Annotated in this window: 12 protein-coding genes and 1 pseudogene; 5 read left to right on the top strand and 8 right to left on the bottom strand. The window is 44.2% G+C overall.

Annotation, left to right across the window (positions count from 1 at the left end):
• The 5 genes and pseudogenes from leuC to Xsze_RS08830 all read left to right on the top strand — a co-directional run.
• Positions 1–1,440, top strand: coding sequence for a 3-isopropylmalate dehydratase large subunit (leuC, locus tag Xsze_RS08850; protein ID WP_051462620.1), 1,440 nt, complete (start codon positions 1–3; stop codon positions 1,438–1,440).
• Positions 1,441–1,447: 7 nt separating this feature from the next.
• Positions 1,448–2,053, top strand: a complete 606-nt coding sequence (gene leuD / locus Xsze_RS08845) for a 3-isopropylmalate dehydratase small subunit (RefSeq protein WP_176553705.1) — start codon at positions 1,448–1,450, stop codon at positions 2,051–2,053.
• 1,248 nt (positions 2,054–3,301) lie between these two features.
• Positions 3,302–3,982, top strand: coding sequence for a DNA mismatch repair endonuclease MutH (gene mutH, locus Xsze_RS08840; RefSeq protein ID WP_038241936.1), 681 nt, complete (start codon positions 3,302–3,304; stop codon positions 3,980–3,982).
• A 610-nt stretch (positions 3,983–4,592) separates the two neighbouring features.
• Positions 4,593–4,856, top strand: coding sequence for an Orn/Lys/Arg decarboxylase N-terminal domain-containing protein (locus Xsze_RS23210; RefSeq protein ID WP_038241939.1), 264 nt, complete (start codon positions 4,593–4,595; stop codon positions 4,854–4,856).
• Positions 4,751–5,482, top strand: a pseudogene (locus Xsze_RS08830) (ornithine decarboxylase); the annotation flags it as partial. The gene Xsze_RS23210 and the pseudogene Xsze_RS08830, both read left to right, overlap by 106 nt.
• A gap of 315 nt (positions 5,483–5,797) precedes the next feature.
• On the opposite strand, the gene Xsze_RS08825 reads toward Xsze_RS08830, so the two are convergent.
• From Xsze_RS08825 to Xsze_RS08785, 8 genes are all read right to left on the bottom strand, one after another.
• The gene (locus tag Xsze_RS08825) at positions 5,798–6,196 is read right to left on the bottom strand and encodes a hypothetical protein (protein WP_038241942.1); all 399 of its coding nucleotides are present in this window, start codon (positions 6,194–6,196) and stop codon (positions 5,798–5,800) included.
• A gap of 276 nt (positions 6,197–6,472) precedes the next feature.
• Positions 6,473–6,979 carry a peptide deformylase gene (gene def / locus Xsze_RS08820; protein WP_038241945.1) on the bottom strand — a complete coding sequence of 169 codons (507 nt, stop codon included), beginning with the start codon at positions 6,977–6,979 and terminating at the stop codon, positions 6,473–6,475.
• A 505-nt stretch (positions 6,980–7,484) separates the two neighbouring features.
• Complete coding sequence (locus tag Xsze_RS08815; protein WP_038241948.1) at positions 7,485–8,660, bottom strand: trans-sulfuration enzyme family protein; 1,176 nt, start codon at positions 8,658–8,660, stop codon at positions 7,485–7,487.
• A gap of 19 nt (positions 8,661–8,679) precedes the next feature.
• Entirely contained in the window at positions 8,680–10,050 is a 1,371-nt protein-coding gene (locus Xsze_RS08810; RefSeq protein WP_038241951.1) for a pyridoxal-phosphate dependent enzyme, read from the bottom strand.
• Positions 10,051–10,321: 271 nt separating this feature from the next.
• A complete protein-coding gene (locus Xsze_RS08800; protein WP_038241957.1) occupies positions 10,322–11,656 on the bottom strand; it encodes an amidase family protein in 1,335 nt (444 codons plus the stop codon).
• A 13-nt stretch (positions 11,657–11,669) separates the two neighbouring features.
• A complete protein-coding gene (locus tag Xsze_RS08795) occupies positions 11,670–13,388 on the bottom strand; it encodes an NAD(P)/FAD-dependent oxidoreductase (RefSeq protein WP_051462627.1) in 1,719 nt (572 codons plus the stop codon).
• Between the two features lie 9 nt (positions 13,389–13,397).
• On the bottom strand, positions 13,398–13,880 hold the full coding sequence (locus tag Xsze_RS08790) for an aromatic-ring-hydroxylating dioxygenase subunit beta (protein ID WP_051462630.1): 483 nt from the start codon (positions 13,878–13,880) through the stop codon (positions 13,398–13,400).
• Positions 13,867–15,165, bottom strand: a complete 1,299-nt coding sequence (locus tag Xsze_RS08785) for an aromatic ring-hydroxylating dioxygenase subunit alpha (protein ID WP_038241960.1) — start codon at positions 15,163–15,165, stop codon at positions 13,867–13,869. Before Xsze_RS08785 ends, Xsze_RS08790 begins: the two co-directional genes overlap by 14 nt.
• Positions 15,166–15,171 lie beyond the last annotated feature (6 nt).

The following is a 15,171-nucleotide window of genomic DNA, read 5'->3' as shown; positions in this document are numbered from 1 at the left end:
ATGTCAAACAACACATCAGCAAATACTGCATTCCCGAAAACCCTGTATCAAAAACTGTATGATGCTCATATTGTTCGGGAAAAAGAAAATGAAATCCCGCTTCTTTATATTGATCGCCACTTGGTCCACGAAGTGACTTCTCCACAGGCCTTTGATGGTTTGCGAAACCACAATCGTGTTGTTCGTCAGCCCAAGAAAACGTTTGCGACAATGGATCATAATGTTTCTACCCAGACCAGAGATATCAATGCCAGTGGCGAAATGGCCCGCATCCAGATGCAGGAATTAATGAAAAACTGCGCAGAATTTGGCATCTCCTTGTACGACTTGAACCATCCTTATCAAGGCATCGTCCATGTCATCGGCCCTGAACAAGGGATGACATTGCCGGGCATGACAATTGTCTGTGGCGATTCACATACGGCCACCCATGGTGCATTCGGGGCACTTGCCTTTGGCATTGGTACTTCCGAAGTCGAACATGTGCTGGCGACACAAACCCTGAAACAAGCCCGTGCAAAAAACATGAAAGTAGAGGTGATTGGCACAGTGAATCCTGCTATCACGGCAAAAGACATTGTGCTGGCGATCATCGGTAAAACTGGCAGTGCGGGAGGAACGGGCTATGTTGTTGAATTTTGTGGTGAAGCCGTCACGGCCCTGAGTATGGAAGGCCGCATGACATTATGCAACATGGCCATTGAGATGGGCGCTAAGGCCGGCTTAGTTGCGCCAGATGAAACAACATTCAATTATTTGAAAGACCGGAAATTTTCGCCCAAGAATGAACAATGGGAACAAGCAGTATCTTATTGGCAAACGCTCAAATCCGATCCCGGTGCCCAATATGACGCCGTCATTACCCTTCATGCAGACGAAATAGCGCCACAGGTGACATGGGGAACGAATCCCGGCCAAGTCATTGCCATTGATCAACCGATCCCCGCTCCGGATTCTATTGCTGATCCCGTTGAGCGAACTTCCGCAGAAAAAGCGCTGGCCTACATGGATCTGAAATCCGGCACTAAATTGACGGATATAAAAATCGATAAAGTTTTTATTGGATCTTGCACTAATTCACGCATCGAAGATTTACGGGCAGCCGCAGAAATTGCCAAAGGCCAGAAAGTGGCATCCGGTGTGCAAGCCATCGTTGTTCCGGGTTCAGGCCCAGTCAAAGCTCAGGCAGAAGCCGAAGGCCTGGACAAAATTTTCATTGAAGCGGGCTTTGAGTGGCGTTTGCCTGGTTGCTCCATGTGTCTGGCAATGAATAATGATCGTCTGCAACCCGGAGAACGCTGTGCCTCTACCAGCAACCGCAATTTTGAAGGCCGGCAAGGGCGCGGGGGGCGCACTCATTTAGTCAGCCCCGCCATGGCAGCGGCGGCAGCCATTTGCGGCCATTTTGCCGATGTACGCAACCCGATACACAAATCTTAAGGAGGAAATCATGGAAAAATTTATTCAACATACCGGCGTGGTTGCTCCTTTAGATGCGGCAAACGTTGACACTGATGCCATTATCCCCAAGCAATTTTTGCAAAAGGTCACACGCACAGGTTTTGGACAACATTTGTTTCACGACTGGCGATTTCTTGATGATGCCGGGCAGCAACCCAATCCAGATTTTATCCTGAACCATCCCCGCTATCAGGGAGCCACCATCTTACTGACACGAGAAAACTTTGGCTGTGGCTCTTCCCGTGAGCATGCGCCATGGGCACTGACTGACTATGGTTTCAACGTTGTCATTGCACCAAGCTTCGCTGACATCTTTTATGGCAATGCCTTCAATAACCAACTTCTGCCGGTAAAATTGAGTGAATCAGTCATTGATGAATTATTTTCTGTCATTAATAACCATGAAGTGAGTCAGTTCACCGTAGATTTAGAACAGCAAAAAGTTATTGCCGGTGATAAAAGTTACGCATTTGAAATCGATGGATTTCGCCGCCATTGCATGATGAATGGCTTGGACAGCATCGGGCTGACATTGCAGCATCAGGATGCCATTGCCGCTTATGAAGAAAATCAACCTGCTTTTCTTCGCTGATCCCCTTTTCCACGAATAGCCCCATAGAAAAAGCCAGTAAGCTCACTTACTGGCTGATAGACTTCGTTGCCCAATTCAACTATCCCAATGTCGATAATGGCATCGTTAATAAAACACAAAAAGGTCAATTGTATCTTCATGCACAATAAAATTGACCTTATTATTAGTGATTATCTGATTTGCCAGACAAATAATTTAGACAAGCTATTTTGTCACACCATTAATAAACCCACGGGCATTAATGGAGGAAATATATCTGCTAAAGAGCAATAATAAATATCCTCTGTATCATTAATGACTTTAGTTTTTGTAGTCCCGGAAAACCACCGTTTTAATACCCTTGGGAAATATCAGAATAAATGCTTCGTTTTTTGCATATTGAAACCAATCAATTTTTCCGCAAAAAATATAAATACCTCCAACCTCCTATTATTTTAAGCTTTCTTATTAAAAATTTAATAATTATGATTTAAAGTTATATGTACTAATGGGACCATTTTAGGCATCGCGCGGGCTCTCATTCAATCGGTATAATCACACCACCATTTGTTTTCATCATGGACACGAATGGTAAGGAACCCCAAGATAAAAGTAGAAAAAACGAACAGATTCCGTTGGCTTGATTTTAAATTTGTATGAATTACCCTCCCAGAGAGGTAATTCACAGAAAAAGCTAAAGTTATAAACATTGATTGTCTAATAGCAACAATTTTATTCACTTTTTCTGTGGATATCTATGTGAAAAAGTGAGGGGTAAAACGGGTATACTTTTTTAAGGTGTTTTATTACTCATCAGAAGAGTAAATAAATACCTATTATTTTTCATTATGTTAAAACATTTAACCTCTCATTTTGTTATGTATGTCACACATCAAAATTCCTGCTCCGGCTCATTGTGTTTAAATATCGAGCAATGGCTATTTTATCCACAGGATATGCCTTTTAGTTAAACAAAAATCGTTTGTTTTTGTAGAAAAAATCGTTTATCAGGGCTGTAAATCAAACCAGTGATCTAACTTTTTATCACTTATCCCACAAATCTGTGGATAACATAGTGTAAGATCCTGTTTATTATCACTGGGAATAGGTGAACAATCATAACAAGTTTATTTTTAATGCAGGGAATACACATGAAAAAATCTTTTATATCATGCTATTATCAAAAAAATAAACGTAATGATAAATTACTAATGACTGACAATAATTTACATGAACATTTTTTAACCAACAAAAAATATACGTTATAACATGCAAATTACACCGCCATCCACACCTGAAAATGAGCAACAATTATTCGAACGTGCCTACTCTCTGGCAGGTTTATCCATGGGTGAACTCGCAGCACAAGCCCATCTTCCGATCCCCCCCAATTTAAAGCGTGATAAAGGCTGGGTCGGCATGTTGCTGGAATACTATTTAGGCGCCAATGCAGGCAGCAGGCCAGAACAGGATTTTGAGCATATTGGTGTCGAGCTGAAAACAATCCCCGTGGATAGCAAAGGTACTCCATTGGAAACCACTTTTGTCTGTGTGGCTCCTTTAACGGGTAATAGCGGTATTAAATGGCAAAACTGTCATGTCAGGCGCAAATTATCTCGCGTCTTATGGATACCTGTTGAAGGAGAAAGAAGTATTCCTCTCTCTGAACGCCGTGTCGGTTCGCCATTGCTTTGGAGCCCAAACGCTCTTGAAGAAGAATTGCTGCGCAACGACTGGGAGGAGCTGATGGATCTCATTGTATTGGGAAAAGTCGAAAGCATCACTGCCCGTCATGGTGAAGTACTACAATTACGCCCAAAAGCAGCAAATAGCCGGGCATTGACCGAAGCCATTGGAGAATATGGACAACCAATAATGACGTTACCCAGGGGCTTTTACCTGAAGAAAAATTTTACAGCGCCATTACTGGCCCGACATTTTTTCTTGTAGTGTCAATAGATAGTGCAAAAATATAGTGCAAACATATGGTGCAAAATTACGGTACAAAATGCAGTATAAAATTCATTACGATGTCGCTTTATATCTGAAACGAAGCGGCAACGTATAACAGAGGGAAATTGATACCTATCTGCCTTCCTTTACTTTATGTTTTTTACTTTATGGCTTTGTTGGCTAATCTATTTTTTTACTCTGTACAACGCCCTTCCACCGAAATATCACTACATCATTTATTTGCAATATATGTAGAAAGTGAATGATATTTAAATAAATAAAGTGAATTAACAGATAAAAAATTAGCGTTAACATCCATCAAAGAATGTAAAACAACCCCTTGACTACCTGATTTTATTTATAGCATATTTAATGCTGAATCTGATTTATTATTACTTTTTTATTTATGTATTTCATTAACACATTACTTTTAATTAGAATAAGAAGGCTACTATTTATTTATAAATAATATTCCATTTTTATTAATAACAGCTCCATCTTTCATAATAAACCTCATTAATACAATAGCTAATTTTATTTGCAACACCTCCCATTTTTTAATAGTGAAAGAACAATCGTCGACATCAAAGAAACGCATTTTACCGATGTGTCAGCCGTCGTTATTTCATTAGAGGATATATTGAATGGTAAATTAGAACGTATTGAAGAAACACAATTTTCACTTCCTGTTTATCTTATCATGCCTGAAAACAAGGCATTACCTAAACACATCCTGTCAAGGGTCACCGCTGTATTTCAATCAGAAAATCAGGAGCAACTCCTCTTTATCTGGAAACCACCCGTAACCCATTTGGACTCATTGGCGGAATTGATGCCCGATGCTTCGAAGAAGATTATTTACGCCATTTAATAAAGGAAACTGCACCTGAGCGGGCCACAGAAAAACGCCCTTTCCGTCTGGCCGTTATCCAGTTAGTCACCTATGACGGAGTTGTCTGTAATGCCAGACACATCGTAGATAAAATCGGACAATTATGTGATTACATTTTGTTTGACTCCGCATGGCTTGGTTATGAACAATTCACTCCTATGATGGCCGACTGCTCACCCTTATTGCTGGATCTCAATGAAAACGATCCGGGTATCATGGTGACCCAATCCGTCCATAAACAACAGGCAGGTTTTTCCCAAGCGTCCCAGATTCATAAAAAAGATAAGCATATCAAAGGGCAATTACGTTACGTAAATCATAAACGTTTCAATAATTCTTTTACGGCCCATGCTTCCACCAGTCCATTTTATCCTCTCTTTGCCGCTCTTGATGTTAACGCCAAAATGCATGAAGGAAAAAGTGGCGTAAAAATGTGGATGGATTGCGTGAAGCTCACGGTTGAAACCAGAAAGTTAATTACGCAACAGTGTGCATATATTAAGCCGTTTATGCCCGACATGATTGAGGGGCGACCTTGGTCAGACTACAATACCGATGAAATTGCCAATGACCTGCGATTTTTCAATTTTGCCCCCAATGAAAAGCAGATGGTGCAGTCCCTTACCCTCCCGGTGTTTGTTGTGTCGTTCCTGGTGAAATTTGGGGAGGTTCTGTATTACGCTATTTTCTGGCGCTGGAAGAAAGCCTCAATCAATTCCCGGGGTTTGAACAAGAACTGCAAGGTGTTTATCCTCAGCAAGAGCAAGATGGGCGCATTCGAATTTATGGTTACATGGTTAAATCATGAAATGCAGGCGGTTTGGATAGGGCTTTCTGGCTGATTGCCTTTTCTTATCATTTTTTCCGACTGGTGGCCTGCCAAATGGCCACCTTACTAGTTTTTACCCAGAAAAGATGATTTATTTGTTTTTCAATTTGAAGTTAAACGTTGTGTTATCAATCCTATCTACATCTAAATCTAATTGAGATTCCAGTGAAATTTTCATAGTTGTAATATCAACAACCCCAGAAGAAGGAGAGTAAATAAGGTAGAGAGTACCCACTAATGGGTAGCTGCGTGTCTCTTTATTTCGAATATAAATGGCACATGCAATATCGTTGCTGCTAGCCTCTGATGGAATTCGAACATATTCCATGTTTCCACCAACTTCAACAGAAGGAACTTTAGCCTCCCCAAATCCATCTGCATCCAATATCATCAAATAGGTGCCCGATTTAGCACCCGTTGTATCTATCAGTTTCAGACTAATTGAAAAATTAGCTTTTTGATGGCTTCTTACATCACTTGTTCCAATCACAATGACCCCCCTGTTTTTCTTATTAAAAAATTAGTTGAATTCCATCGGATATACTTCTCATCTTTAAAACTTATTATTGAGTCAAAAACACTTTAAATTTTATTATTTATATGACTGCCATTGATAATTTTAATAAAAGCCATATACCCCATCATTTTTCAAGTTACAGCTTTGTTAACGACAACTTGAAGTATTGGGTATAATCACAATACCAAATTATGATAAATGGCAAGAATATAATAACAATTTAAAATGATAGCGTATTTTGTGTTATTATTAACTCGCTGTACTATTTAAATATTTTTTCACTTTCTTCAAGGCCATTTGCCTTTTAAGCGGTGATAAATAATCAGTAAAGAGAATACCATGTAAATGATCGATTTCATGTTGCATCGCAATTGACAGAAAATCTTCGCTTTCTATGGTAATCGATTTACCATGCCGATCCTGTGCTTCGACTTTCACTTTTTCAAACCGTTCAACATCAGCATAGTAGCCGGGGATCGACAAACAACCTTCCTGATTAATCACACGACGCTCTTTTTCAACAATCTCCGGATTAACTAAAACCAAGGGGTCATCACGATTTGGTGAAAGATCAATAACTAAAACTGACTCTCTGCGACCAACCTGCGGTGCAGCCAAGCCAACGCCATTATCGGTGTGATACATTGTCTCCAACATATCATCAACTAATCCCTGAACTTTATCAAAATCAATGACATCAACACATTTCTGTCTCAGTCGTTCATCCGGGATTGTTAATATATCTAAGATCGCCATAACGAATCCTCTCTTTCTATCTGGTTATGCACCTGACGTCTTTCGAGTTGCTGCGTTGTTGGTTATATTACTTTATTCTTCGCAACGCCCCCAACCACCATTTTCATCGTGATAGGGTCTGTTATGCGTTTGGAAAGTTGCAGCTTTGCCCTGCACCCTATCTTGAGACTCATCAAATATGCATTTTGAACAAAATGAATATATCTGATTTTTATTTAGATATCAGCAATTACTGAAATAGGTTGACTAAATCAATATCACTAATTATGGGGGTAAAAGATGAGTTTCGTCTATTATTTTAATCTAAATAAAAGACATATAATCACTTCACAATCAAAAAACATGTATTTTCAAAAAATTCATTCAAAGCCCAAAGATAAAAAACCATAAAACAAAATGGATAAATCTAATAACAAAAAATGCCAACTAAAAGAAAATAAGTTGGCATATCATTCTAACTATCCCCATTGAGTTTCAAGATACCACACAACGGGTATCTACTCTTTTACGACAATGAACTTGCGGTTTCAAGCGCCTGAGATAAATCAGCAATCAAATCATCGGCATCCTCAATTCCGACAGAAATACGGACCAGCTGTGGAGTGATGCCAGCCGCCAACCGTTTTTCCAGTGGTATAGAGGCATGAGTCATGGTAAATGGCTGACCAACAAGGCTTTCCACTCCACCTAAACTTTCTGCCAATGTAAACAACTGCAATGCTTTAATGGCCTTGCGAGTATACTCCTCGTCACCTTTCAGTACGATGGAAATCATACCGCCAAAGCCTCGCATTTGACGTTTCGCCAGTTCATGCTGGGGATGAGAAACAAGACCAGGGTAATACACTTTTTCAACTTGTGGTTGTTGTTCCAACCAATGTGCGATTTTATTCGCACTGCTGATATGACGATCCATGCGCAGTGCCAGTGTCCGAATACCACGCAGGACAAGGAAACTACTGAAAGGATCAAGAATGCCGCCAATGGAGTTCTGCAAAAAGCCGACTTGCTCCGCCAGCTCTGGGTTGTTGCCTACCACCGCAAGCCCTGCAACCACATCAGAGTGACCATTGAGGTATTTAGTCGCGGAATGGACAACAATGTCAAATCCCAAATCAAGGGGGCGCTGAATATAAGGAGAAGCAAAAGTATTATCCGCGACACTGATAATATTATGCCGCTGGGCAATCTGAGCGATAGCCGATAAATCCGCCAATTTCAGCAATGGGTTAGTCGGGGTTTCCACCCAAATCATTTTGGTATCAGGCTGAATCGCCGCTTCCAGCGCAGCAATATCTCCTGCTTCAACATAAGTCACCCTCAAGCCCGCTGTCCGGCGACGTACCTTTTCCAGCAATCGGTAAGTTCCGCCATAGAGGTCATCCACCGCAACCAAATGGCTGTCTTTATCCAATAATTCTAAAATGGTTGAACTGGCAGCCAGGCCGGAGCCGAACGCATAACCACGAGTACCGTTTTCTAACTCAGCAATTGCGTTTTCCAATGCGGTACGCGTTGGGTTCCCGCTACGGGAGTATTCATATCCGGTATGCTGGCCCGGAGCGAGTTGTGCATAAGTTGATGTCGCATAAATTGCTGGCATAACTGCACCTGTGTGATCAGGTACATAACCTGCATGAACGCTTTTTGTATCAAATTTAATCTTATCAAACTTAGCCATTAATTTATTCCTGAAAAAATCAATTGAGTTGTTGACGCCATGCGTTCAGCACATCGGTACGAGTCACAAGGCCAAGGAATTGATTATTGTCGTCAACAATCACAGCAACATGGCCCGCATCAAAGGTTGCAATCAATTGCTCCAATGGCGCTTTTTTATTAATAGTATGAACTTGGCTAGTCATCGCTTGAGTGACAGGCAGTGAGAAATTGTGAGAATCAGCCTGAATTGTATGCATGAGATCCCATTCATCAATAATGCCAACGACCCGATCATTCTCGATCACTGGCAACTGTGAAATGTCATACAAACGCATACGGCCATAAGCGATCTGCAAAGTATCTTGTGGTGACACTGAAACTGTTGCCCCATCCCGATAACGATAAGTAACGTAATCACTCAAATCGTTTTCTTGTGGCTGTGAACGCAGCCCTTGTTCCAATAACCAATAATCATTAAACATCTTTGACAAATACTTATTGCCACTGTCACAGGCAAACGTCACTACACGTTTAGGCGTTGTCTGTAACCGGCAATAACGCAGTGCAGCAGCAAGCAACGTACCCGAAGAAGAACCCGCTAAGATACCTTCTGTCAGTAACAAATCACGGGCACTGGAAAAGGCTTCCGCATCACTAATCCGATAAGCATGACGGACTTGGGTAAAATCCCCCAGCGGAGGAATAAAATCTTCCCCGATACCTTCAACAAACCAACTGCCCACTTCATCATAATGACCATGTTCGACATAATCGGCAAGAATAGAACCTTTGGGATCGGCGAGCACAAATTCAGTCTGAGGTGAAACATTTTTAAAATACTGGGCTAATCCCCCCAGCGTGCCACCAGAGCCGACGCCAACAACCACAGCATCCACATTTTGCTCCATTTGCTGCCAAATTTCCGGTCCTGTGGTGGTGGTATGAGCATAAGAATTTGCAGGATTATTGAATTGATCAATGTAATAAGAACCGCTGATTTCTTTCGACAAGCGCAGTGCATAATCCTGATAATATTCCGGGTGCCCTTTTCCTACATCAGAACGGGTTAAGCGCACATCCGTACCCAATGCCCGCAAATGATAAATTTTTTCCCTGCTCATTTTATCAGGCACAACCAAAATCAGCTTATAGCCTTTCATCGCTGCGACCAAAGCCAACCCAATGCCAGTGTTCCCTGCCGTGGCTTCAATGATCGTATCTCCCGGTTTCAGCAAGCCCTGTTTTTCTGCCTGCTCAATCATTGAAAGTGCCACACGATCTTTAATAGAACCACCCGGATTTTGATTCTCCAGTTTAATAAAGAGCTGGCATGGCCCTGTATCTAAATGAGTGAGTTCCAGTAGCGGAGTATTCCCTATCAGCTCTAGGACCGAGCGTGGTACTGCCATATTAGCCTCATTTATAATAATCATAGGTTGGTTTATAAAATCACAGAGAATAGAAAAGGATAACTCTGCATGGCAATTGATTTGAAAGAACAAATAAAAACTACATATAATAAAAAGTAATTACTTAATTCAATATTGATAAATATGATATCAATTTCCGATGATTCCCTGACAAGCAATGTAGCAGCCCAAGTGTAACGGCCAACTTGGAAAGTCAGGGGCAGCCTGTCCGAAAAAAACATATATACCGCCATCATGATCTCCACGATAATTACGATAATAAGGAAGCAATACCCTGAGCATGGCTTAATAGCCGGCGATCCTGCCCCGGCAGGCCATCAATGGACAATCCAACAGACAGACCCTCTTTTAAACCGACGGGTATCGTCAGGCTTGGGGCGCCGACACTACTCGCAATATCCGTATTGCGGACCAAATGTTCAAACAGGGTGGATTCGTGAGCCTTTTCGTGGCAAGGAACAGGACAATTCACTGTGGGATAGAGGATCGCATCCAAATGATGTTCCAGAAATCCCTGACTCCAGGCTTTACGTAAAACATCCATGGTGCGTAATCCGATCATGTAATCATCCCAGGAGATCGAACCGTATTGCAGCTGGTTCTGGATAATATTGCGCACCTGATGGTCACACAACTGATCGAGAATGGAATGAAACCTCGCCGCCATCCCATGACTGAGCAGAAAACGGGGAAAGTCGATAAAAAATTCATAAAAAGGCACCGAGAACTGTATGGCAGCATTCAGTTCTCCCCACAGGCTGTCATCAAATCTGATGAGTGTTATTCCATTGCTTTCAAGCAAGCTAAGAACCTGATTGCAGGCTTGTTCCACTGACGCATCCAATTCCTGCCACAGAAACCGCGCCGGGATCCCTATGCGACTTGGCATGACCGGTGCAATGGGGGTTTCTCCCGTCAGAGCGGCATCCAGCATCGCAATATCGATAACCGTGGGTGCAATGAACCCCGGTGTATCTTTCGTGTGTGATATGGGGACAATGCCGGATCGGGGATAACGGCCGGTGCTGGGACGAAACCCTGACACCCCACACAGTGAGGCGGGAATGCGCACAGAGCCACCGGTATCCGTGCCAACGGCAAAGGCACTGACACCAGCGGCTACAGCCGCAGCACTGCCACCGCTACTGCCACCAGCAATATGTCCGCTGTGTATGGGGTTATCCACCACTCCCCAGTATTCATTGTGCGAAGTTACCCCGAATGAAAGCTCGTGCATGTTATTTTTCCCGATTAGCACAGCCCCCAACTCACGCAGGCGAGCAACTATCGGTGCGTCATTTTCGGGCATAAAATCTTTCAGGCCTGATGTGCCGGCGGTGGTCGTAAAGCCTTGTGCATTAATATTGTCCTTACATGAAAACGGCAAACCAAACAGCGGTACATCCATTGGACAGTGGATTGGCATCTCACCGCTCAGTTGCATTTCATCAAAAGCAATGAAAGCGTTTTGGTGCTTTGTATGATGGTAGTTGGCAAGCCGACGCCGATGGTTATTCCTGAGTCCGGAGCGGCAACGATTAATGGCCACTTCCGTGGCCAGAGAAATATAAGGATCGATAGGCATGGTCAAATTGCGTTCAGTAATGGTAATGGTGGGTCATGGCAGTCAGTGGATTGTTGGTCAGTAACGTTCCCCCCAGACTGTATAAAGTTGCACAGGCTACATTAATGCCGGTCTGAACAGCTCCCTCTGCCCAACCGCCGGTAAAAGAGCAGCTGCAACCGGCTAAATAGATACCAGTATCGGTTTCATGTGAACAGGCACTCTGAAACTGAAAAAATAAAGCTTCAGAGTAGCGTTCTTCACCGGGATAATTGAGTTTGAACGCCCCCATCGCCATGGCATCGGTTAGCCAGTCATATTCAAGGATGTAGCGTGGATCGTTGTTCATCGGCACAAGGTGACGGGCGAAGGCCGGGGCAGTCTGTGATAGCTCCTCAGCGAGCCGGTTCAGACGAGCACACTTATCCTTTAACGTGACCAACTTGTGGGAGTCATCTTCCCAAGTGTAACTGATGAGCACTACGCCATGCCCATTGGGATCATCGGGCTGATAATCGAGGCAATAAACCCCTTTTAACAACGTATCCGTCAGGATAGTGTGCGGCAATTTCTCTTTAAGCCAGAATTTTTCCCGGGTCAACAGAAACAGTTTGGATGAACCAATCAGATGTGTTTCGTTAACCGCACGGACAACCTCAGGCGTCAGCCACTGTGGATCTTTAGACAACCGGAGAGAGACTTGCATGGCACGCGTGGAAGCCGTCACAATAACGCGATCAAACGCCGCAGTTCCCCCCTTCTCCGTTACCACCAAAAAACGATTGCTTTCCTGTTGCACAATCTGAGTGACTTTTTGATACTGAATCCGCTCTGCCAGCGGGCGGCCATTGATGATCTCTTGTCCCATGCGTTCACTCAGTGAAGATATTCCTTCAGGAACCAAACGCTGGTCTTCGACCAATCCATTCACTACCAAACGCAGTATTTCAATAAATGAAGCACGAAACACAGGTTGAAAGCCACCAGAGCCAATACCAAGCGCACCAAACAGTTCAAAATCGACCGGTTTCACCCAAGGCTGCCCCCCTGGCGGTTTTTTTCCGGTGAAAATGCGCACAAGTGCAGAGTAAAAACAGTTGTCACCAAAAACATCCAGATAATGCTGCCAGGCCGCTTTCGCCTCTGCCAGACGTCCTTCACGCAAAGCCTTCGTCACTGCCGCAGGTGCCATCAGACACTGGCCGTCATCAAACTCAATGCCCTCGTTTAGAAACGCTTTCCAGCCATGATCGACACGTTGAAACAGCGTCGGGGGCATCTCTCCGGCCTTCCAGCTGAACACTTCCCCCCGATAGTGGATTTCAGTATCCACAATCCCCGGGTCCGGAAACACGGAAGCAGTATCAATGCCAAACCGGTTAAGGTAGTGAAACAACCCGACTTCCGTCGGCGGGAAACGCATTGCTCCCATTTCTGCGATGTACTGCGGTATCAAGGGATTGAAGCGTTCGCTGAACAAACGCCCGCCATAGCGTTCTGGTTCGGCTTCATACAACGTGATATGACAGACGCCGGCACGTAACAATTCTCGGGCAGCAATCAAACCACTCAATCCTGCTCCGATAATGGCAACATGCTGATGGTTCCGGCTTTCAGGTAAGTGTCCAAGCGTACCCTGCAACTCAACTTGCGCTAAGAAAGCACCATAATCATACAATGTGTCAATAAATGGAAACGTGTCGATAAATGGAAATTCGCGGATCGGGGCTGAGGAAGTATAATTCGTTGTCATGATTATGCCTCAGATAATCAATTGCAAACTGTCGAAAGGGCGCTCAAGGTTAAGCAAAATGGTTTTGCGCCCGCTGATTAGCCACTGACTTTCGTGCAGACGAAACTGATGCTCAAGGCGTGCGGCATAATGCCACTCCCGATCACCACGGCTTTCACTATAGAAAATTTGACTGTTGCCGCTGGCACGCTGTTCACCCTCAACCCAGCTGATAACCGGGCGCTGGATCAGATGCTGTGAACGGCTTCGGGGTTGCTGCGAGAAATTACGCGCATTACGCAGCCGATTAATGCGCAGCTGCGTGACAAAGTGGTCTTCATACACCAGGGAAGACTCCGTCTGTGGGCTGGGTTGATCGTGCCGCAACGGAACCCACCATGTATATTCCTCAGCCAGCAGGGCAGACCAGGCATCAAAATCTTGTTCATCAAGCAGTACTGCCTCGTGGTAAATCAAATCGGTCAGGGTTTGTATGACATCATGACTTTTCATTGCCTGCCTCCATCATACGTTGCCACATGGCATAAAAATTCCGCATTTCGGCTTCACTGGTGCCTGACATTTGAGAGGTACGATCCCAACGTTCTCCGGGTTCATAGAGACGAGCGATATTAACCCACTCACTCGCCTGACTTTTTAGGCCTATTGTTGCGCGCTCATACATTTCCACATCATCATGCGCCACCATCGAACAGGGGGAATTGATTAAGTTGTTGTACTGCACCGTACGCTCCAGCATCTTTTGTGGTGCCCCGATCAATTCCAGTATCCAGGATTCGACAACTGTCTCACTGGCAGAAACTGGGCGGATCACACGTAATGTCTGAATAGGCCCTTTAACCATCAGGTTGGGGAAGTACACGGTGTTGTGCCGTGTATCATTCAAAATTTGCTGTGCCCGCTCCTCACCATAACTCTCCACCATGCTTTCCCAGTAACCGGGGATCGCCGAATAATCTTTATGGATGGAATGACTGACGCCCGTATGACCGTGACCATTGGGCCAGACCCGAAGCCCCATTTCGGCAAAAAATGTGAGGGAAGACATAAAAGGAGAAAAAAGCTCAACAGCCATTGGCTGAACACGTTGTGGATGGGCTTGTGCCCAGAGGTTTATAGCTTCACCAGCCGAAGATTCATGGGCGACCATGGGATGACAGGTGTCTGTCTGGTTATCCATCACCATTTTCCAGTTACAGTGGTGGCGATGGCGCAGTGGCGCACCGACTACCCGCAGAGTTCCCTGGGGGGAACGGTCGATCATATTGTCCAGAGTTGAGAGAGAATCACCAAAGAAACGCTCAAACGGCAGGCCATGGTCACTCAGGCGCACAAAGATAAAATCGCGGTAACACACAACATTCTCAACCACTTTCATGCCGGCACTCGCTTCGCAACCGGACAGAACATCGGGATCATATTCAGTTTTTACCGGAATTCCCAGCAATTCACCTGAAGGTTTGAATGTCCAGGCGTGGTAGGGACAACGCAGGAATCGCCCACTGTTGCCACAGGTTTCGGCCAAAACCTTTACGCCTTTGTGTGGGCAGCGGTTATACAGTACTTTGATTTCACCACTCTTCTGGCGGATCGCGACGAGTGGCTGTGATGCCAATTCAGTGGTGAAGTAATCACCCGCGGTGGGGATTTGGCTACCGTGACACAGATAGAGCCAACTCTGTACAAAAACGGTCGCTTGCTCAATTGCGAACACGGCCTCATCAAGATAAGCGGATTTATGGATTTCCGCTCCACGAAACCAAGAAATTCTTGTCATAAAGCA

Origin of the sequence: Xenorhabdus szentirmaii DSM 16338 (genome assembly GCF_002632585.1) — a bacterium.
Classification (GTDB): domain Bacteria; phylum Pseudomonadota; class Gammaproteobacteria; order Enterobacterales; family Enterobacteriaceae; genus Xenorhabdus; species Xenorhabdus szentirmaii.
This window is presented reverse-complemented; position numbering and strand designations above follow the sequence as displayed.